Genomic DNA, 20631 nt, shown 5'->3' with positions numbered 1-20631 from the left:
GTTTTTTGCAAGCTTTATGCCTCAGTTTTAACAAAGGACTTCGACGGTAAATCCACCTGGAGCTGTAACATAAAAAGTCCACCCGTGCGACCTTTGTGGAGGTTCCACATCGTACCCGTCAGCCTTCAAACGTTGATTGATCTCGTTGACCCGCTCTTCACTCTCCTGAATGAATCCGATATGAAAGGTCTTGGGTTAGCTGACTTGAGCACCTTTCATCAACGTAAGCACTGACCCGTCGTCATCAAATAGTACAGCAAATGAATTACCGCGCGTATCTCCCGATTTTAAGTCGAAGTACTTCTCAAGGAACTCTCGAGCTGCATGAACATCAGTGACAGTGAGATTGAGGTGGTTTAGTTTCATAGGATACACCTCCAAAGTAGTGTTAGTTTGTTCCTTATTTTACCATAAAAGGCTATGTCATTTCACACTCTTATTCTCACGATTCGGAGGCCACGCATGAGTTTTCCCCACAGTATCCGGTGAGGGGGCAAAAACCCGGAGCACGAGATTGAAATTGCCGTCCGGTGCAGGAAGCCAGTTTGCTTCTTTGCCTGGTGGCGGCTCTTTTTGAATGTAAAGATCGAGGGAGCCATCTGGATTGTAGATGAGCGTTCCCGTATTGCTGCGAACCGAGGTGCGATTTGCTGCGGTGTTAGCCAAGTAAAGCTGATTGTTATAGACGTTGATCGACCAAAAAGCGGATGTCTGCGGCAATTCATCCTTTGCAAAATGCAGCGTGTAGCGCTTGCTGCCCGTCAGCAGAGCGCCGCGTTCATCGGTATACGCTCGGAAGTACATTTCCTCTTCAGGAACATTGGCAGCAAGGCCGGAATAAGCGATGAAGGCACGCGCGAGAAATTGGTTGCCATAGGTGCCGACCGGTGAAAAAGAACCCCAGCCGTTGCGAATCGTCGTATAAGGAAGAAAGCCATTTTGCACAATCTGGGGAGCGTCTATCAGAGCGCGCCTTAGTCCGGCAATCGTAGCAGGGCGCAGCTTGTCGGGGGAAAATCCATGCTCCGAGTCAATTCCTGCTAGAGCGAACTGGTCGAGCAAGACGCGATCACAGGTTGGTGGCGGGTTCTTGTGGATCATCTCCGCCATGATCTGAAAAAAAGATAACGACGTAAGTGCATCGGCTGGAATCGTCGGAGATACTTGCGGGACAGCGGCTTGCTTTGTTTGGAGCATGGGTGAGAGCGTAATTTGTTTTTCAAAATCAACCGCTTGTGGCAAATCGCGATCGCCTTTCACTTCTACCCGTCCGATTAGCCAAACGGTATTCGTAGGTGTTTGTATCAGCTCGGTATTGGCCGGGATAAGTCCTCTCCAATCGGGGCCAGCAATCATATAGCGTCCGGCTTGCTGCTTGGTGGAACGATTGGATACATTGCGAAACGTATTCGTGTAGACATCCAGCATTTGCACAGTGTAGTAGCGATTTTGCGGGTTGTTAGGCACCTTCAGGATCATCGGAGACTGGGACAAATCCAGCCAGGCGCTCATATACAGCGTATCGGAGTTGGGAGTGACAATATCCCGAAAGGTGGGGGAAGCCAGTGTTTCCGAATAGAAAAACTGATTGAGTGGCGCGCGAGTTTGAGTCATCACACCCATCGTTTTGGCAGAAAGAACGAGAGGATAGCCATACACATAAGCCTGAATGCCGAGGGAATAAGCGAGCTCCTCCTGAGACTGCCCGAGCTGCTTTAGCTTCTGGGCCATGGGAAAAGGCTCGGGGGTAGGGGGCTTGGTTTGTGCAGCTTTCAGCGTAGAAGTGTACGGCGGGAAGCAAGCAAAACAGAGTGTTAAGATCAAAAGTGCGAAGATTTTTTTCCGATTGCGAAGCATACTGACCCTCCTGTACCGATAAAAGTCATACGATATGCACTGATATTCTTCGCGGGATCATGGCTATTTTATACAAATGCAAAAAGCCACCCGGGAAACGGATGGCATGTAGGGCATCAGGATGGAAACAAGTGTGAGGAAAGGGTGATGCACATGGTTAGCGTCACGGTGCTGAGCAAAGTAGAGACAAGCACTGCTTGAGCTGCAAACTCAGGCTCATTGCCATACTCCAGTGCCAGTGCAGCGCTATTGCGTGAAGTCGGAATCGCGCTGACGATGAATAGGGCTTGTGCGGTGATTCCTCCTAGCCCCATAAGTGAGATGATTCCAAATGCAGCTTGGACAGTGTATTCATGTCAAAGCGAAACGCCCGGTGGAGGATGGCGCCAATCGCGATTAAGACGATGATAGGTGCAATGATTTCTTGGGCGGTGATCCAAAAGAATGACATAAGGCATCTCCTTCTAGTTAGTTCATGTCATAGCGTAGGGGGCTGCCATTTCTCGCACGTCTCGAACAGGGCAGCAGTGGTACCCAGCAGATCGTAATCGCGCCAGCGCTTGCCTACACACTGGATGCCGATGGGGAGTCCATCTGGGTCAAAGCCAATCGGCATGGTTACGACAGGACTGCCTGTCACGTTAAACAAATTCGCATAGTAAGTGGTGGCAATCCAGTAATTTTGCGGCGTGCCGTCAATGTACAGCGGCTCCTTGTAGATAGGCTGGTAGCCAACCATCTTTGTTTTTTGGAGATGGGGAAAGGCCGTTGTGCTGCTGACAGGGCAGAGAAGCACATCATATCCTGTCATGAATTGCTCAAAGCTGCGGATCAGTTGGTCGCGCTTGGTTAACACGCGCATGTAATTTTTAAACGTGAGCGGGACAAGCATACTCGCTGTAGGGATTTGCTGGCTTACTTTTCTCGTTGCGAGATAGGACAGGCCTCTTTGGAGAACGGATGCAGTCGAGTTTTGCTCGGCATCGATCATCTTTCCCCATGTTTCCCACGCTGAACGGATATCTAATGGAGGAGATGTGATCTGTTCTACCATAATACCTTGCGCAACCAACTGCTGGACAAAGCGGCGAAGCGCTTCCTGAATGGAGCGGCTGACGGGATAGCCCGGCAGCTCGTCTATCCAGCCTACCCGCAGCGGAGAGGTTGACGGTGAGGGAGAAGAAGCCTGCGGTCCATTCGGCAATCCCCCTGCATATCCATGACTCCCTGCAATAATCGCAAACGCTGCCCGTACATCCTCAATGGAGCGAGTCAGCGGACCATAGCAAGCCAAATGACGTGAAGAAGCATAGTCGGCCATTCCTTCAAAGCCAGGCATATGACCCGTGGCGGGTACTGCTCCTTCCGTTGGCTTTAGACTGAAGACACCGCAGTAATGAGCCGGAATTCGGAGCGATCCGCCAATGTCGCTGCCGATATCCAAATAGGAAAGTCCAGCGGCGACAGAAGCTGCTGAGCCGCCGCTGCTGCCTCCTGCAGTACGGGTATCATTCCAGGGGTTGTTGGTTCGTCCATAAATATCGTTGTCTGTTTGGATATCCATCAGCAGAGGCGATATATTGGTTTTCCCAAGCAGGACGGCACCTGCCTGCTTCAATCTGCTGACCACGGCAGCGTCTCTATCGGGTACGAAGCCCTTCAGCGCTGTGCTTCCAGAGGTCGTTGCAAGTCCTGTCGTGGAGAACGAATCCTTGACCGTAATCGGGACGCCATGGAGTGGACCGCGGATTTGACCGCACTTGATTTCTTTGTCTGCCTCTCTTGCGGTGTGAAGTGCAGCTTCTTCATCCATGGCCACGATGGCGTTTAGACGTGGGTTATGATCGCTGATTCTTTGCAATGCGTGTTTGGTGACTTCCTCCGCACTCACTTTTCTAGTCTGGATGAGTGCTCCAACTTTTGTGGCTGGTAAATAGGCGAGTTCATGCATATCGATCGCTCCTTTCGCCACTTAGCGTACGACAGATGCTTAGGGAAAACTTGATCGAAAATGCGATTAACACCTAAGGAGTAGATAAAACAGGAACATAGATGTAGCAAAGAGAGTCTGGGTGATCCACGCCTAAAAAGCGCTCGTCATAATACTCGAAATCATACGGTGCAAATAGCAGATTGGCTGACTGGGAAAACCAGCTGCCGTAAATATATTGATAGGTGAGCGGGAGGTTTTGCGTTGGTCCCCTGTGTGTAAACACCAGATAGCTTGCCGCAGGCAGCTTCCAGCGCTCCAATCCCTCCTGCTTAGGCTCAAAGTTAATCGCTGCCGAGGCTTCCAAGCCAGATAAATACGTGAAAGATAAATCGAGACCAAAGGCATCCGGATATCGCAGCACACCATAGAGGGGAGCTTTTACCGTGGCGTCTGCAGTTTCCTTTGCCTGACTCAAGCGCTGCCAGCCGGACAGGATGTCTTTCTGACTGATCGTGTCGCACGTATATCCGACAATTTCCTTGTCACATCGAATCGTGGTATGAAGCGGCTCAATTCGATGTGACTGGATATGGCGAAGGTAGGGTACCTGGAGCTTTTCCTTCATCGCAAAGCGCGGCATCTTTCCCGTTTTACGCAGGGCAGAGGGAGTCAGTCCAAAACGCTTGGCAAAAGCTCTTGTAAAGGCCTCATGTGATTCGAATCCAAAGGTAAACGCAGCGTCTGTTACACTTTTTTGGCGCAACGATAAGTATTTGGCGGCTTCTGTAAGTCGTCTTTTTGTGATGTACTGTCCGATTGTTTCTCCTGTGACATGATGAAACAGACGTTGAAAATGGTATTTGGAATATCCGATTGACGAAGCGACACGATCCACTGTCAAAGCTTCAGTTAAGTGACGCTCGATAAAAGAAAGGGCATCCGCGATGCTTTCCAAATAATTCATGGGTCCCTCTGAGCTAGAAATAGTTTTCCAGTAGGATACCATAACTTCCAGATTCGTAGTGTAAGAAAATGTGCCTATACTTCACGGGGCAAAAGTAACAAAAACACAAATAATCGTTTGCTTATATTAAGTAATATTGAATTATTTATCCTTAATTTTGTATTTTTATTTTGAATTGGGAAAATATTCCTTGTAAGATGAGGTGGTTCTTGAAAAAAAAGGGATTGAGGGGTAACAAATGCGTAAACATGCTTGGCTATCATTTTTCATGGTCTTTATTTTAAGTTTTGGAATGCTGCTTCCGGTAAGTGCGGAACAAAAATTAAATTACGTGGAGCCTGGAACAAAAGTAGAGATGGAAGGCAAATTTTCGTTCACGGTTCCGGAAAACATGGTCTACCTCAACAAAGAAGATACAATCAAAATGGAGCAACAGACAGGTGATATTCCGACGAACGATGAAATCGGAAGCGTTCTGCCTATCGAAGAAAACCAGGACTGGGCTTTGTTCATGGAATATGTGGATTCCGGTCACATCAGCGATGACGAGCAAAACGAAATCGATGCAGACGCTCTGCTGCAAAGCTATAAGGATGGTACAGAAGAGGCAAACAAACAAAGAAAGCCGGAGGAGCAGTTTCATGTAGTTGACTGGAATGTGAAGCCTGCCTACAATGCTGCTACTCATGAGCTGGAATATTCGATGCTGCTGGAAACAGAAAGCAAAGAAAAATTTCTGAACTACAAGCTGCAGATTTTGACGCGAACCGGTCACGTTTCTTTCATTCTCGTAACCGATCAGGCGAATTTGGAAAAAGACAAAGCGACGCTTCGCTCGTCCATCCTCAAAAACTTTGTGGTCAAGGAAGGACATCGCTATACCGATTTTGATGCCAAGACCGATAAAGTAGCTGAATACGGTCTGACTGGATTGATTTTGGGTGGCCTCGGACTTGCTGCCGCGAAGAAATTAGGCTTCCTGGCACTGATTCTTGCTTTCGCGAAAAAAGGCTGGATTCTGATTGTCGTAGCGATAGGAGCGATTGGTGGCTTGGTGAAAAAGCTGCTGGGTAAAAAGAACAAAGCGGCTCACAACGAATCGGATGAGGATAGACCGTCCGCGTAAAAAGAATGATAGACCTGACAGCTTTTCTCCGTATGGGAACGGGGAAAAGCTGTCTTTTTTTGTTTCTTGAAAAAAGGGACTCAATTTCCAGCAAAAAAGCCAGAATGTCAGAGAAGAGGGGGAGAATAGAATGAAGTAGGACAACGTATTTACGGAGGTAAACCTTGGAACAGCATTTGGATTTATTTTTGATGAAATACGGATATGTGGGTATCTTTTTTTCGCTGGCATTAGGCGTAATCGGATTGCCAATACCTGATGAGGTATTGATGACGTATGCAGGTTATGCGGTTTCGCGTGGAATTTTGAATTTGCCATTTACTCTGCTTAGCGCATTTTTAGGAGCATCCGTGGGAATCTCGGTCAGTTATGCGATCGCTGCCAAGTGGGGACTTCCGCTGCTTTTAAAGGTAGGACCCTACCTGAATTTCACACCGAAAAAAATTGAATCGACGCAGAAGATGTTTGCCCGGTATGGCCCCTATCTTTTATTTTTTGGCTATTTTTTGCCAGGGGTTCGTCACATAACGGCTTATTTGGCAGGTGTGGCCTCTATGGACTTCCGGCGATTTGCTGGCTTTGCCTATGCAGGTGCGATGCTGTGGAGCCTGACGTTTCTCATGCTGGGACGAGCGCTTGGTAAGGAATGGTACAAGGTCATTATTTTTATTCGTCATTACGGGCTGGTGACTTTGCTGATTCTGGCATCCATTGTTATCGTCATCTTTCTCTATCGAAGGTACAAACTAAGCACCAGGACATGACGAAGGGAAGGCATCAAGATGATAAACCAGTCTCGACTCTCTACGAAAACGAAGCAGTATGCGCTCATCTGCAGCCTGATTATAGCTGTCAGCCTGTTTGTATTCGGCAAGCTGGGACAGGAGATGCTGGAGCAAGAGCTGTACGCATTTGATTCCTTTGTGATCGCAAAGATTCAGTCACTCATTACGCCAAAGCTCACATCTGTGATGCTATTTTTCACTTTTCTTGCCTCGACATGGTCATTACTTATGTTAACAGTGATCTCGATTGGGCTCATGCTTTGGCAGCACAAAAGATGGGAGGCGCTCTTTTTGCTGCTGGCACTAGGTGGCGGTATGGCGTTCAATCTGCTGTTAAAATGGCTTTACCGTCGCGAAAGGCCTACCATACATCGGTTGGTTGAAGAAAGTGGATACAGCTTTCCAAGCGGGCATTCAATGGCTGCTTTTCTTTTTTTCGGGATGATGGCTATGCTTCTCACATTATTTGTTGTTTCCCGGGCAGCGAAAGCCGTCATTATTCTTGCAACGGTTGTCCTGATTTTGCTCGTTGGGATCAGCAGAATTTATCTCGGTGTGCATTATCCAAGTGACGTCCTGGCTGGATTTGCGGCTGGGGGAGTATGGCTCGTCATGTGTCTTTTGGGATTGAAAATTGTGGTGGAGACAAGGAGTTGAAAAAAACACTTTACAAACCGACGGTCGGTACGTAAAATAAAAAATCATAACGAAATTTCCTACTTAACCCATTGTGAAAAATGTAAAGGAGAGCTGTCTTATGTTAGCCACTTTGTTCTGGATTTTTGTTGACCTCATCCCTTTTATTGTAGCTTTTCAGGTTGAACCACAGACGCTTGGCTTTGGTATCGGTTTTGTGCTTGCCGTGCTGATTTATTTGTTTCAGAAAAAGAAGTTTGGCGAAGTAACCACGATCATTGCCATCAAGGTTTTTTACTTCTTTTGTGGATTTTGGGTCGCGCTGCTTTTTCCGGCTTTTCATCTGTTCGATTTCACCCAACTGTTCATGTATGGGATTCTTACGCTTGCAGCGGTTTGGTCGCTGGTGATCAAAAAGCCATTTACACTGCAATACGCTCGTAAAGTAGTTGCACCTGGGTTCACAGAGCATCCGCTCTTTTTAGCCTCTAACTTTTGGCTGACAGTGATTTGGGCCGTTGCATTTGGTTTTTCCTTAGTTTGCTCGACTTTGTATGCGATGGCGCTTGTTTCCGGGGAAGTTGGGGTTACACTGGTTCATGTATGGAATTTGCTTGGGCTTGCAGCAACCATTTTAGTTCGTCCGATTGCACGGCGTTATTTCTTAAACAAACAAGGGTAAGGGTAGGGGCTCGAAATAAAGAGCACCTTGTTTTTTGGACGATAACAAACCGACAGTCGGTTTAATAATAAGATAAAAAGGAATGATTCCACGGTGGAGAACAAAAAGCCACGTAAAAAGTTGATTTTGCCCGCTATTCTCCTGCTCGTCTGTGCTGTCGTTGGATATTACGCCTATCAGGGCTACTTTTATGTAAAGACAGAGGATGCCATCGTGACTGGCGGGATTTACAAGATTGCCCCCAAGCTATCGGGGAAGCTGACGCATGTGACGATAGAGGAGGGGAGCCAGGTCGAGCAGGATCAGATTGTGGCGGAGCAGGAGCAGATGAATGCAAATAGTCCGGCGCAAGTGGAAAATTTGATGATTCGCACACCCATCAGCGGCGTCATCCTTCAGCGAGCGGCAAAAGAGGGAGAAGTCGTAGGAGCCGGCAATACAATTGCGCTTGTGATCGACAAAAGAAAGCTATACGTGCAAGCAAACATTGAGGAAACAGATGCGGGCTATATTCAGGTTGGGCAAGTGGTCGATATCCAGTTGGATAAATACCCAGGGCGTGTTTTTCATGGGACGGTAAGCCGGATTGGAGAGGCGACCCAGTCTACATTTTCTTTGCTGCCACCCGTGAATGCAGGAGGCAATTTCACCAAGGTGACACAGCGAATCCCCGTTAAAATTTCGTTTGTTGAAGGGCCTTATGATTTTCAACCTGGCTTGAATGCCAAGGTTACCATACACGTGAGGTAAGGGTGAGGATGGATGAATCCGCAGAAAAACTTTTGGCCCGGAGTATTTGCAATCGTGCTGGGAACCTTTATGGCTGTGCTTGATACGAGTATTGTCAATGTCGCGATCCCGGAAATGATGAACGTCTTTGGGGCTTCCACGGAAGAAATCCAATGGGTCGTCACCAGCTACACGTTAACGATGGCAGCGGTCATTCCATTGGCTGGCTATTTGGGAATTCGGTTTGGCGTGAAAAAAAGCTATCTCGCCAGTCTGTTTCTCTTTACCGCAGGCTCCCTGCTATGTGGGCTTGCCTGGAGCAATGGCAGCATGATTGTTGCCCGGATTATTCAAGCGGCAGGTGGCGGCTTGATGATGACGATAGGTCAATCGATGATTCAATATGTCGTGCCACGTGAAAAAATGGGGCCAGCCATGGGCGTTTTCGGGATTTCGGTTTTTGTCGCGCCAGCTGTCGGCCCAACACTCAGCGGTTATTTTGTGCAGCATCTGGATTGGCGCTTTATTTTTACAGTGAATATTCCGTTCGGGCTCTTGGCGATGCTGCTCGTTTGGCGCTTTTTACAGGAGGGGGAAACGAAAAAAGAGCATCCGTTTGACCTTGCTGGGTTTATTTGGTCAGCGACAGCGCTGGTGTCACTGCTGCTTGCGGTCACCAAAGGAGAGGAAAAGGGCTGGGATTCGTTTCCGATCGTATCGCTTTTGCTTCTCTCTTTGATTAGCGGTTACTTGTTCATCACTCGTGAGCTGGACGCTGAGCATCCACTGGTCGATGTCCACCTGTTCGCAAATAGGGATTTTACGCTGGGGCTTTTGGTAAACAGCCTGATTATGGTGGGCAACTTCGGGGTGATTTACCTGCTTCCGATCTACTCGGAAAACATGCTGGGGCACACCGCTATGGATACGGGATTAATGATGCTTCCACAAGCGATCGCTTCGGGTATCGTGACACCCATCTGCGGAATGTTTGCTTCCCGAATCGGATTGAAGCCTCTGATTGTTGCAGGTCTTATGTGCTGCATCGTGCCCGGCTATTTTCTCTCTCACATCGATCTGAATACAGACTTGAGCACGCTTCATTGGCTGCTGGCGCTTCGCGGCTTCGGCCTGGGTCTGTGTCTCATGAGCTCGATGCAAATCCCGCTTCTGGCAACCAATGACCCGGCGCGTGTGCCTGCGGCTTCGGTCATTACCAATATATCCCGTCAAGTCGCTACCTCCATCGGGATTGCCGGGTTAATCAGTTTATTCTCGCGACGTGGTGTAGAGCATGCAGCACAGATGAGCGAACAGATGACGGCGACGCATCCAACGGTAATCGATACGCTCGGACAATGGCAGCAGATGTATATGGCAAAAGGACTTTCCCTACAGGAAGCATACGAGTCAGCCCTGCAACTAGGGAGTCAGCTCGTAAAAAAATATGCGGCGGTTTCGGCTATGCAGGATAGCCTGCTTGTCGCAGTGCTGGTGCTGGTTGCGGCACTCATCGCGATGCTTGTGGTGAAAGAAAACAAAGCGATCCAACAGTCTGCCGAAGAAACATCCCAGCCAGTGATGCTGGATTGATGGAAAAAGAAAAGGGGATAGGATGATGAAAACACATAGCATGAAAGTCATCGTGGGAGTAGGCATTGCCGCTTTGCTCTTGTCAGGCTGCGGGAGTGCTCAGCCAGTAGAATTGCCAATGGCATCGGCCCAAGGAAGCACGTCGACATCGAATGAGAAGAGCACCCGCGTGTTCACAGGGAAAATGGTCGGGCTTGAGGAGGTCACGATTTATGCCAAAGCGGCAGGGAGGGTCGCATCGGTTCACTACGATATCGGTGATCGAGTCGAGGAAAACGCAGTGTTGTTTGACCTTGAGAAAACTGAGCTGGAAGCCAGTCTGCAAATGGCAAAGGCTGATTTGGCGCAAGCAAAAGCCAAGTGGGAGGAAGCCAAAAAAGGAACGCGCCCAGAAGAAGTAAAATACGCAGAGGCAGGCTGGCAGCAGGCGATAAACAAGTATCAGGATGTAAAAAATGGAAAGCGACCAGAGGAGCTTGTACAGCTTCAGGCTACCTTGCAATCGGCAAAAACAACGTATGAGCTGTCCACAGCAAAAAAGGAACGGACGCAGGTACTCTTTTCCCAGGGAGCTGTCTCTGAGCAAGCGCTGGAGGATGCACAAGCAGCAGAAGTTCAGGCTGAAGCGCAGTATAAACGAAGCGAAGAAGAGCTCGCTCTGGCTAAAGCAGGCGTAACCGAACCAGCTCTGCAGGCACTAGAGGCCAATGTTGAACAGATGAAGGCATTGTATGACAAAGCTAAAAACGGCTTTATGCCAGAACAGCTCGCACAGTTCGAAGCCAATGTGCAAAAGGCAGAGGCAGCTATAAGCAATGCAGAGTATCAATTGAAAAACGCAGTTGTCATCAGCCCGCTCAAAGGCTACGTAAGCGCCAAAAATATTCATGCAGGTGAAATGGTAAACACGAGCCTGCCTGCGATGACTGTGGTCAATACAGATCAAATGTATGTAGTGATCGGCGTATCGGAGGCAGACATTGCCCGGTTTACCGTGGATGAGCAAGTCGATGTAACCGTAGAAGCAACCCATGACAAGCTGCGGGGGAAAGTAGCACGAATCAGCCCCAAAGCAGATGCGGGCACGAATACGTTTACCGTGAAAATTTTACTCGATAATGCAAAAGGGCTCCTTCGCTCAGGGATGACAGGAGAAGTGCAGCTCTAACTAACGCCCCCTAATCGCCAGACTGTCTTTTACAATGCGTACAAATTCCAGCTCTTGTTCTCCTTGTGCCGAAGATTTTGCCAGATCCAGTACGTCTCGCAGAGAGCCTTCCTCTGCCCATGGACTTTTGCGCAAAATCTCGGCGAACTGGGCAGCAGCAGCGAGGAATTTCAGGTCGGGAGCAAGCTCGCTTTGTACTTGTACAGGCTGAGCCACTTCTTCTACCTGTTGGGAGGCTGCATCATGGTAGCGGATGCGAACAGTTCCCAGCTCTGTATTACTTGCAGGCCCCAGCTTCACCTCGTATAAAGCCGTCACGCTATGACCCGCACCAACCTCGCCAGCGTCTGTCTTGTCATTGCGAAAATCCTCATCGCGAACATCGCGGTTCTCATACCCGAGCAGACGATACGCCTCTACTTTTTTTGGATCAAATTCGACCTGGATTTTGACGTCGCGCGCGATCGTTTGTAGAGTACCCGTCAAAGCTTCGGTAAAGACACGTCTCGCCTCTGAAAAGGAGTCGATATAAGCGTAGTTTCCTTGGCCTTTGTCCGCCAACTGCTCCATCAAAACGTCGTTGTAATTGCCCATGCCAAAGCCGAATGTACTCAAATAAATATCCTTTCGCGCGTAGTCCTCAACAGAACGCAAGATGCCTCTTGCACCGGTTTCCCCGACATTGGCTACGCCGTCAGAGCAGAGAATAATTCGATTGATTGCACCGCGCTCAAAGGACCGTGAAGCCATTTCGTAGCCGAGAGTCAGTCCTTCCTCCACATTGGTAGAGTCCTCGGGAGTCAGGCTACCGATCGCAGCCAAAATCTTGTGCTTGTTATCAGCAGAGGTTGGAGGGAGCAGGACGCGTCCATTCGAGCCGTACACGACAATACCGACAGTGTCTTCAGGCAGTAGTTGATCGACGAGGACATTTAGGCTTTTTTTCACAAGCTCCAGACGATTTTCACGATCCATCGACCCGGAAACATCGATGACAAAAACCAGCTTGGCGGGTTTTCGCTGCTCTGCTGTTATTTCTTTGCCCTTGATGCCAATCCGAACCAGCTGGGTTCCTGTATAAAAGGGAGAGGGACCACCGTCGGATACAATGGCAAACGTCTGCTTTTCAGGAGCGGGGTAAGCGGTCGGAAAGTAATTGATGAATTCTTCTACGCGCACCGCTTCGGGAGGCGGAAGGGAGCCGTCACTGACATAGCTGCGCATCACGGTGTAAGAGCCTGTATCGACATCAGCGGCAAAGGTCGAGAGATGATCGGTTGCAGTCGATACGAATGGATTGGTGCCGTAGTCTTGGAAGTACATCTCATTTGTTCGCGTATAAGTAGGTTTCTTCTTGACGGCGTAATCAGCCATCCTTTTGCTAAGCTCCGAGCTTTGCGCGGTATTTTCCTGACTGGGAGCGCTGGAGACTGCCTGATTGGAAGTCGGTGACGGCATGCGCTCAGTTAACGCTGAGGCTGGCTCAACATAGCTTTTAGTGGCAGGATGGCCAGCACTACAACCGATTAAGGATGCGACCAGAATGGTGAGACCACTTGCATGTGTAATTTTTTTCATCTCTCTATAGCCCCCTTTGCTTTATGAGACGTGGAAAAAAAAGGATTGTTACAGCATAGGGCTATTCATTGTGCGAATTTTATAGCAATAGAGTCTTCCTCACTTGTATGATGGAGAAGAGAAGGTGGGGAGGCGTATTTATGAAAACATACAGCTATTTTTGCTCGACTAGGGTTGAAATGGGGGCAGGAAAATCGAAGGAACTGCCCACTTTGCTACATTCAATAGGCGAAGGCTCGTCCATTTTGCTGGTGAGTGATCCCGGCGTGATTCGGGCTGGACTGGTCGCTCCGATTCAAGCAGCACTTGAGAGTGCAGGCTATCGTGTATCCCTGTTTGACAAGCTCAGTCAAAACCCGAGAGATATCGAATGTCTGGAGGGGGCAACAAAGTTCCGTGATGTTTCTGCTGATATGGTAGTAGCGATTGGTGGGGGAAGCGCGATGGATACGGGTAAAGCGATTGCTCTATGCGGACCGAATGGCGGAACTCCCGCTGAGTATGCCGACGGTCGACTTGCCTACGAAAACATCGCTCCTATCATCTGTGTGCCGACTACTGCCGGGACAGGCTCTGAGGTCACCCGTTCCTCGGTCATTACGGAATCGACTACGCATCGCAAAATGACGCTCAAGCATGCAGCACTGCGCCCGACACTTGCTGTGCTCGACCCTGTTCTGACCTACAGTGTTCCTGCTTCGGTCACAGCTGCCACTGGAGTTGATGCGCTTGTACATGCCATCGAGGGTTACACCTGCAAGGTGACCAATCCGATCTCGCAAGCGCTTGGCGCAAAGGCCATGAAGACGATTGTTTCTGCACTTCCAGTAGCTTATGCAGATGGTCAGGATGAAGCGGCGCGGCATGCGATGCTGGAGGGGAGCCTTCTTGCAGGGCTTTGCTTTGGCTCTGCGGATGTGGCGGCTGTCCATTGTCTGGCAGAAGCTCTAGGGGGGATGTATGATACCCCGCACGGTATTGCTAATTCCGTCTTTTTGCCACATGTACTGCGTTTCAATGCTGCCGAAAATAAAGCGATGCACGCCGAACTCGCCCGGTACATGGGCTTTGCGGTTGACGCTAATACGGATGAGCAGGCAGTAGAAAAGCTGATTACTGGAATTACTGACTGGACAGCGGGACTGCAAATTCCCAAGCTCAAGGACCTGTCAGGTGTAAAAGAAGAGGACTTCCCGCGAATTGTAGAATTGTCCATGAAAAACGGCTCTACACCAAGCAACGTGCGCACGATTACGGCAGATGATTATCTGCGTATTTTGGAAGAGGCTTATCGGGCATAGATGAAAGCACCGTCATTCGCGGTGCTTTTTTATTTGTTCATTTTCTTATGACAGCCCGAAGGATTAACCTAATGAATAAAAACAATCACTTGCCGCAAACTATAACCAGCTATCACGGGAAAGTGAGGGAAGAGCATGGTTCCGTTTCCTGGCATTTATTATGCGATCTTTGCCCTTATCTTTATTGCGGGTTTGTTATTGACCATTCATTTTATGAAAAGACAGGAATCAAAAGAATTAGACCACAATGTGAGCCAATCAACCGTGAAGAATAAAGTACTCGGCAATACAGGGATGCTTTTTTACGTAGGAGCATTTGCTGTTTTGCTGGCAGTCTTACTCATTGGCATCGTTGTTTATAGGTAAGCAAAGGAGGCGTAGACATGGACAAAAAACGATACTATGTCTCAGTTCAGGCTGGAACAATCATGGAAAACCAGGGGGATTCAGGGTACGAGTTTGAAATTGAGGCAACGGAAGAGGAAGTAGGCTTGATCAGGAGCTTGTTTGAGGATCGGACGGCCTATGAGTTCAATACGTATTTGCGTGGGCATGTCGTAGCACTCCCGTATCACTTTGATGCAGAAAACGATGAGTACGACCAATGCTTGCAGGAAATTTACGCAGCTGTGTATCAATGTGGGACGGATGAGACGAAAAATCACATTCAATCGATGGGTATTCTGGATGGTTCGTTTTTTAAAGAAACCTGAGGAAAAAAAGGAAAAGAGGGAGACGACTTTTACTCGGTTGTCTCCTTTTTTGTACAGACAAGCCTCTATTTTTCTGATAGTATAACCGTTATCTCACTAATAGTGACCTAGATAAGGATGTGATTTTCTTGCACCAATACCTGGGGTACATAGGCTCATTTCCGATCCGATCCTATAGCTTGATATTCGTATTGGCAATCGTATTAGGAATTGGGGTAACGGTTACGTTAGCCAAGCTGCAAAAAAAAGAGCTTCTGGCTGAACATCTTCTGAATTTATCTGTTCCGATGATTATTGGAGCTATTGTCGGCTCCAGGTTCTGGACAGTCTTTTTCTTCGACTGGGATTTTTACTCCAAGCATCCTGCGGAAATTATTGCGGTGTGGCATGGCGGGCTGTCGATCCAGGGTGGGGTCGTGGGTGCCATTCTGGTCGCTATCTGGTATGTACGAAAGCATAAGATTTCATTTTGGGAGCTGGCCGATTTATGTGCACCGGGTCTGATTCTCGGGCAAAGCATCGGTCGTGATGCCAACCTGATGAATGGAGATGCGTTCGGTGATCCGACGGGCAGCAATTGGGGCATCCTTTATCCAGAAGGAACGAATGCCAGAGCGACATTTGGCGATCAACCGCTCTATCCTGCAGAAGTGTGGGAGGGACAAATCGATATCATCATTTTTGCGATTCTTCTCCTTCTCATGCAAAAGCGTTTAACGAGAGGCTATTTGTTCCTGGCCTACAATATACTCTATAACCTTGCGCGCTTCTTTTTGGAAATGCTGCGCGGAGATTCGCATCGCTTCTTATTCAACTGGACGACTGCGCAGTGGACATCTGTGGTGGTCATTGTACTTTCGGTGGGCATTGGCATCTATTTGCGCCGAAAACAAAAGGTACAGGAGCCGGGTGGACTAGCTTCCTAGCTTACGAAAATATAAGCTCGCAATACCAATCCTCGTCATCACGACGGGGATTTTTTTGTTCAAAGGCAAATCACCCTTTTGCTAACGAGGGGGTATTGACAAAGAAAAAGCAAAATCATATTATAATACCCATAGGGGTATATGTATTATAAAGTTTAGCGATCAATTTCGGTAATTTGTCTTTCAAAATAAGGAGGTCATTCACAATGAGCAAAGTGTGGCAAGACATCACGCCGCAAGAGGTTGAAAAAATGCTGGAGGACAAGCGGGAGGCTCAATTCATCGATGTCAGAAATCCGGATGAGTACAGCGCTGGACATATGGAAGGAGCGACACTGATTCCTCTTCCTGTCCTGCCCGTCAGACTTCATGAGCTCGACACTGAGAAAGAAGTGATTTTCATTTGCAGAAGCGGCGCCAGAAGCGCACAGGCTTGTGAATTTGCCGTCAGCCAAGGATTTAAGAAGGTAGCGAATATGGCGGGCGGCATGCTGAATTGGCAAGGAAACCAAATAAAAGAATAGAGCCGGAGGGTTACACATGGGTACAGCAATTACTACCGATAAAACCTTGGATTGCAAAGGACTTGCCTGTCCAATGCCAATCGTGAGGACAAAAAAAGCGATGGATGAGCTTCAGCCCGGACAAGTCATCGAGGTCCAGGCAACGGACAAAGGCTCATTGGCAGACATGCAGGGCTGGGCTAAAAATACTGGGCATCAGTATTTGGGCACTGTTCACGATGGGGATGTGCTGAAGCATTATTTGCGCAAAGCAAATCCTGGTGAAGCAAAAGAAGAAACCAAGCACCCATACACGATTACAGCAGCAGAGCTTGCCAAAAAGCTAAACGAAACGATCACAATTGTGGATGTGCGCGAACAAGCCGAGTACGCGTTTCAGCGGATTCCTGGGTCTAAAACAATACCTATGGGGGTATTGGAGGAGCATCTTCACGAATTGGATCAGACTGCAGAAGTTTACGTCATCTGTCGCTCCGGCAATCGAAGTGATCAGGCATGCCAACTGCTCACTGAAAAAGGCTTTACCCACGTGAAAAACGTGAGTGACGGAATGAACGGGTGGACAGGTCCAACAGAATCGAATTAGGCAGCCATACACACGAATAGAAAAGGTGGGGGAGAGCATGACACAACAACAAAAAGATTTGCAGCCAATGACACCGCATGACCTGACACAAATCATCTTTCAACACGAAGAGCTGTTTATTCTCGATGTTCGAAACCAAGGTGATTACAATGATTGGAAAATCGAAGGGAAAGGGATCGAGAGCATCAACATTCCTTACTTTGATCTGATGGACGGAGTTGAGTCCGCACTGGCACAGCTTCCAGCAGAAAAGAAGGTTCTCGTCGTTTGTGCAAAAGAAGGCTCGTCGATTTTCGTAGCGGAACAACTCGTAGAAGCAGGCAGGGGCGATGTGTATTATCTTGCTGGCGGTATGAAAGCATGGAGTGAGCATCTCGAGCCGGTGAAGGTAGGAGACTTGAGAGATGGCGGGGCGCTCTATCAATTTGTACGGATCGGCAAGGGCTGCCTGTCCTATATGGTGGTATCCAATGGGGAAGCGGCTATTATCGACACGCTGCGGATGACAGACTATTATATGGATTTTGCCAGCAGCCATCAGGTCCAAATTACGCATACAATCGATACACACCTGCATGCCGACCATATTTCAGGTGGGAAAAAGCTCGCTGACCAAGTCGGTGCGACTTACTGGCTCCCTGCCAAAGACGCAGAAGAGGTGACATTCGCCTATGAAAAGATGGAGGAGGGCAAGGAAATGACAGTAGGCAATACGAAGATTGCGATCCAGCCAATCTACTCGCCGGGTCATACCATTGGCAGCACGTCCTTGATTATGGATGACCAATACTTCCTGACAGGAGATATCCTGTTCGTCGAGTCCATCGGTCGTCCCGATTTGGCTGGGAAAGCAGAGGATTGGGTCAGTGATTTGCGCCATACCCTATATAATCGCTACAGAGAGCTTTCCGAAGAGCTGATTGTGTTGCCTGCTCACTTTGGCAAAATTACCGAGCTGGGTGAAGGCGGTGTCGTTTCTGCCCGTTTAAAAGATTTGTTTGAGCAAAACCCTGGATTGAACATCGCTGATGAGGGAGTATTCCGCAGAGCAGTAACAGAAAACCTGCCGCCTCAGCCAAATGCCTACCAGGAAATTCGCCAAACCAATATGGGCAAAATAAAGCCAAGTCCAGAAGAGCAGCAGGAGATGGAGATTGGCCCTAATCGCTGTGCGGTTCATGATAAATAAACGGGTAACCGGGAAATAGCGGGGAGGGGGGAATAGTCCCCCCTTTTTTATAGCTTTCATCCTGTAAGAATTAGCAACTATGCTTCAAATAATTCGCTGCTACTTTGTTTAGATAATAACTGTAACCGACTTGCCATTGCTCCAGCATATTTCTATGAAAATCATCAATAATGAAGAACTTTGTTTGATTCAGGAAGTCTTGCGGCGTTGATGGATGTCGCTTTTTTTCCAGAAAGGATAAATGCTTTTTTACTTGATCAAAGACTTTTGGATCGTTTGCGGAGACTCCTTTTTGTAAGAAATGAATCATGCCTTGATTAAATGACTGTGCTTCCACGGCAGAGTCGTTCATTGCTTCTACTTCAATGGTTTGATTCGATAAATCAAAATCATATTCTGCTTTCAAATGCTCATTTTGGTCTTGTAAGGCCTCTTTCCATTCTTCTTCCGTCAACTAGGTAAGGGTAGTCATGGCATGAACTTTATCGTTTCTTTACAATGGGAGGATTAAATAGAAGAGATGTGGGGGGCGAAGCCGTGCAGGGGAAAAACATTTTGGTAATTGAAGATGATGCGAAAATAAGACGGCTGTTAAAGCTGTATTTAGAAAAAGAAGGATACGACGTGATCGAAGCGCAAAACGGGGAGGAAGGCATGGCTGCTTTCCAAAAGCATGATCCCTGCTTCGTCATTACCGATTTAATGATGCCAAAGCTCAGCGGCGAGGACTTATGCAAATGGATTCGCAGTGAGCAGAAAAGCGATATACCGCTGATCATGCTGACAGCAAAGGTAGCAGAGGCAGAGCGGATCGAGGGCTTGCAAATGGGGGCAGACGATTACATAACGAAGCCTTTTAGCCCACAGGAGGTAGTAACCCGGGTCAATACGGTGCTTCGCCGGACAGCCAATCGCTGCAGCAAAATCAGCTTTAAAGGCTTGACCATCAAGCCGGTGCGTGGAGAGGTCAAATACAACGGGATGCCTATTTCGCTCACACAGCACGAGTTCAAGCTGCTCTATTTTTTTATGCGCCACCCCAACCAAATCTTGTCGCGCGAGCAAATTTTAGGAGAGCTATACCCGAATGAAGAGAAAAGCGTGATCGATCGTACAGTGGATGTTCATGTCGGCAAGCTCAGAGAAAAAATTGAGACGCCAAACAAAGGAGCCTGTTTTTTTGAAACGATTCGGGGAATGGGGTATCGCTTTGTTGCTCATTAACCAGCTGCGTAAATGGAAGCAGAATATGACCTGGAAGCTGGTCGGAGTAAATATCATCGTTATGCTGACGGTGATTTTGCTAGCCGGGGTTTCGGTAAAGGACTTCGCGTGTGTGCTCGTCGAGAAGTACCGTTTGGTCGGAGAAGAGAAAAACATCATGTTCAACCAAACCATGCAGTTTTATCTGATGCGTGCGAGCTTACTTGCGCTCGTGGTTGCCGCACTCATTCATTACGTATTCATCAAAAAAATGCTGGTTCCCTTGCGCCGCCTGACGGAATCGACGCGCCAGCTCACAGAGGGCACATATCCGGAGATGCTTGAGGTCACCTCTCGTGATGAAATCGGGCTGCTCACAGAGCATTTTAATGAGATGACAAGGACGTTGAAGCGAGCGGAAGAAAACCGCAAGCGTATGCTGAGCAATATTTCTCATGACCTGCGGACACCGCTCAGTAATTTGAACGGGTATTTGGAAGCGCTGGGCAGTGGAGTGATTACCGGAGACCCGGAGCTGTATCAATCTCTTTTGGAGGAATCACAGCATATCACCAGACTGGTTGAGCAATTGCACCTGCTCTCTGCATGGGAGGATCACCGGGAGACGCATATGACAAAAGCGTGCATCCCGATCGATGAGTTGATATCGAGGAGTACGAAAGCTTTTCAATGGGAGTTAAAAAGTAGAGAGCTGGAGCTGCATGTAGCCGTAGAGCCTGGAATGGTAATTGGCGATGAAGACGGATTACGTCAGGTATTTAATAATTTATTGCAAAATGCAATTCGTCATAATGCTGGACGGATGATCTGGGTGACAGGTATTTGTGAGCCGCTACATTATCGCGTAACCGTGAGCAATATTGGCGAGCACATGCCAGAAGAGGTACGTGAGCTTGTCTTTGAGCGCTTTTATCAGTCAGATCCGGCGAGACATCGAGCAGAAATAGGCAAAGGAAGTGGGCTTGGTTTAGCGATTGTAAAAGAGATCGTGCAGAAGCACGGGGGAGAAGTCGGGCTTTCCTCTGGGGACGACAAGCATTCGTTTTGGATTACCATTCCGAGGAGCGGATAAACACATCATCCCGAAACTCGAGCAGCTTTATCATATCTTTAAAAA

23 protein-coding genes and 1 pseudogene are annotated in these 20631 nt (G+C 48.2%); 16 read left to right on the top strand and 8 right to left on the bottom strand.

What is annotated here, in order from left to right; genetic code table 11:
* Nucleotides 1–27 precede the first annotated feature (27 nt).
* From SB752_RS16255 to SB752_RS16230, 6 genes and pseudogenes are all read right to left on the bottom strand, one after another.
* Nucleotides 28–366, bottom strand: a pseudogene (locus SB752_RS16255) (VOC family protein).
* Nucleotides 367–423: 57 nt separating this feature from the next.
* On the bottom strand, nucleotides 424–1857 hold the full coding sequence (locus SB752_RS16250; protein WP_410716666.1) for a DUF1254 domain-containing protein: 1434 nt from the start codon (nucleotides 1855–1857) through the stop codon (nucleotides 424–426).
* 116 nt (nucleotides 1858–1973) lie between these two features.
* Nucleotides 1974–2171, bottom strand: a complete 198-nt coding sequence (locus SB752_RS16245; RefSeq protein ID WP_410716665.1) for an AEC family transporter — start codon at nucleotides 2169–2171, stop codon at nucleotides 1974–1976.
* Nucleotides 2162–2308, bottom strand: coding sequence for a hypothetical protein (locus SB752_RS16240; RefSeq protein WP_410716664.1), 147 nt, complete (start codon nucleotides 2306–2308; stop codon nucleotides 2162–2164). The genes SB752_RS16245 and SB752_RS16240 overlap by 10 nt, the downstream gene beginning before the upstream one ends.
* Nucleotides 2309–2335: 27 nt before the next feature.
* On the bottom strand, nucleotides 2336–3808 hold the full coding sequence (locus tag SB752_RS16235) for an amidase (RefSeq protein WP_410716663.1): 1473 nt from the start codon (nucleotides 3806–3808) through the stop codon (nucleotides 2336–2338).
* A gap of 73 nt (nucleotides 3809–3881) precedes the next feature.
* Nucleotides 3882–4754, bottom strand: a complete 873-nt coding sequence (locus tag SB752_RS16230) for a helix-turn-helix domain-containing protein (RefSeq protein ID WP_410716662.1) — start codon at nucleotides 4752–4754, stop codon at nucleotides 3882–3884.
* A gap of 238 nt (nucleotides 4755–4992) precedes the next feature.
* Between SB752_RS16230 and SB752_RS16225 the strand changes: the two genes are divergently transcribed.
* The 7 genes from SB752_RS16225 to SB752_RS16195 all read left to right on the top strand — a co-directional run bounded on the left by SB752_RS16225 (nucleotide 4993) and on the right by SB752_RS16195 (nucleotide 11473).
* A complete protein-coding gene (locus SB752_RS16225; RefSeq protein WP_410716661.1) occupies nucleotides 4993–5880 on the top strand; it encodes a DUF2167 domain-containing protein in 888 nt (295 codons plus the stop codon).
* A 164-nt stretch (nucleotides 5881–6044) separates the two neighbouring features.
* Complete coding sequence (locus SB752_RS16220) at nucleotides 6045–6644, top strand: DedA family protein (RefSeq protein ID WP_410716660.1); 600 nt, start codon at nucleotides 6045–6047, stop codon at nucleotides 6642–6644.
* A gap of 18 nt (nucleotides 6645–6662) precedes the next feature.
* The gene (locus SB752_RS16215; RefSeq protein ID WP_410716659.1) at nucleotides 6663–7322 is read left to right on the top strand and encodes a phosphatase PAP2 family protein; all 660 of its coding nucleotides are present in this window, start codon (nucleotides 6663–6665) and stop codon (nucleotides 7320–7322) included.
* 100 nt (nucleotides 7323–7422) lie between these two features.
* Complete coding sequence (locus SB752_RS16210) at nucleotides 7423–7983, top strand: amine oxidase (RefSeq protein ID WP_410716658.1); 561 nt, start codon at nucleotides 7423–7425, stop codon at nucleotides 7981–7983.
* Nucleotides 7984–8076: 93 nt separating this feature from the next.
* The gene (locus tag SB752_RS16205) at nucleotides 8077–8733 is read left to right on the top strand and encodes an efflux RND transporter periplasmic adaptor subunit (RefSeq protein ID WP_410716657.1); all 657 of its coding nucleotides are present in this window, start codon (nucleotides 8077–8079) and stop codon (nucleotides 8731–8733) included.
* 12 nt (nucleotides 8734–8745) lie between these two features.
* A complete protein-coding gene (locus SB752_RS16200; RefSeq protein WP_410716656.1) occupies nucleotides 8746–10305 on the top strand; it encodes a DHA2 family efflux MFS transporter permease subunit in 1560 nt (519 codons plus the stop codon).
* A 25-nt stretch (nucleotides 10306–10330) separates the two neighbouring features.
* On the top strand, nucleotides 10331–11473 hold the full coding sequence (locus SB752_RS16195) for an HlyD family secretion protein (protein ID WP_410716655.1): 1143 nt from the start codon (nucleotides 10331–10333) through the stop codon (nucleotides 11471–11473).
* On the opposite strand, the gene SB752_RS16190 is transcribed toward SB752_RS16195, so the two are convergent.
* Nucleotides 11474–13051, bottom strand: coding sequence for a vWA domain-containing protein (locus SB752_RS16190; protein WP_410716654.1), 1578 nt, complete (start codon nucleotides 13049–13051; stop codon nucleotides 11474–11476).
* Nucleotides 13052–13191: 140 nt separating this feature from the next.
* Here SB752_RS16190 and SB752_RS16185 point away from each other — a divergent pair, with 140 nt between their 5' ends.
* From SB752_RS16185 to SB752_RS16155, 7 genes are all read left to right on the top strand, one after another.
* Nucleotides 13192–14352, top strand: a complete 1161-nt coding sequence (locus tag SB752_RS16185) for an iron-containing alcohol dehydrogenase (RefSeq protein ID WP_410716653.1) — start codon at nucleotides 13192–13194, stop codon at nucleotides 14350–14352.
* A gap of 135 nt (nucleotides 14353–14487) precedes the next feature.
* A complete protein-coding gene (locus SB752_RS16180) occupies nucleotides 14488–14718 on the top strand; it encodes a hypothetical protein (protein WP_103110073.1) in 231 nt (76 codons plus the stop codon).
* A gap of 17 nt (nucleotides 14719–14735) precedes the next feature.
* Nucleotides 14736–15065 (top strand): hypothetical protein, encoded by a 330-nt coding sequence (locus SB752_RS16175; RefSeq protein ID WP_410716652.1) that lies wholly within the window; start codon nucleotides 14736–14738, stop codon nucleotides 15063–15065.
* Nucleotides 15066–15193: 128 nt separating this feature from the next.
* Complete coding sequence (gene lgt / locus SB752_RS16170; protein WP_410716651.1) at nucleotides 15194–15991, top strand: prolipoprotein diacylglyceryl transferase; 798 nt, start codon at nucleotides 15194–15196, stop codon at nucleotides 15989–15991.
* Between the two features lie 206 nt (nucleotides 15992–16197).
* Nucleotides 16198–16515, top strand: coding sequence for a rhodanese-like domain-containing protein (locus SB752_RS16165; RefSeq protein ID WP_410716650.1), 318 nt, complete (start codon nucleotides 16198–16200; stop codon nucleotides 16513–16515).
* Nucleotides 16516–16531: 16 nt separating this feature from the next.
* On the top strand, nucleotides 16532–17101 hold the full coding sequence (locus SB752_RS16160) for a sulfurtransferase TusA family protein (protein ID WP_410716649.1): 570 nt from the start codon (nucleotides 16532–16534) through the stop codon (nucleotides 17099–17101).
* Between the two features lie 67 nt (nucleotides 17102–17168).
* On the top strand, nucleotides 17169–18290 hold the full coding sequence (locus tag SB752_RS16155) for an MBL fold metallo-hydrolase (RefSeq protein WP_410716904.1): 1122 nt from the start codon (nucleotides 17169–17171) through the stop codon (nucleotides 18288–18290).
* Between the two features lie 70 nt (nucleotides 18291–18360).
* Here the strand turns inward: SB752_RS16155 and SB752_RS16150 are convergent, their stop codons facing one another.
* Entirely contained in the window at nucleotides 18361–18744 is a 384-nt protein-coding gene (locus SB752_RS16150) for a hypothetical protein (RefSeq protein ID WP_410716648.1), read from the bottom strand.
* 83 nt (nucleotides 18745–18827) lie between these two features.
* Between SB752_RS16150 and SB752_RS16145 the strand changes: the two genes are divergently transcribed.
* Nucleotides 18828–19514, top strand: coding sequence for a response regulator transcription factor (locus SB752_RS16145; protein ID WP_410716647.1), 687 nt, complete (start codon nucleotides 18828–18830; stop codon nucleotides 19512–19514).
* Complete coding sequence (locus tag SB752_RS16140) at nucleotides 19471–20586, top strand: sensor histidine kinase (RefSeq protein ID WP_410716646.1); 1116 nt, start codon at nucleotides 19471–19473, stop codon at nucleotides 20584–20586. The genes SB752_RS16145 and SB752_RS16140 overlap by 44 nt, the downstream gene beginning before the upstream one ends.
* Nucleotides 20587–20631 lie beyond the last annotated feature (45 nt).

Source organism: Brevibacillus sp. SIMBA_040 (assembly GCF_046535075.1).
Classification (GTDB): domain Bacteria; phylum Bacillota; class Bacilli; order Brevibacillales; family Brevibacillaceae; genus Brevibacillus.
Note: the sequence above shows the minus strand (reverse complement) of the source record. Positions and strands in the feature narration are given on the sequence as shown.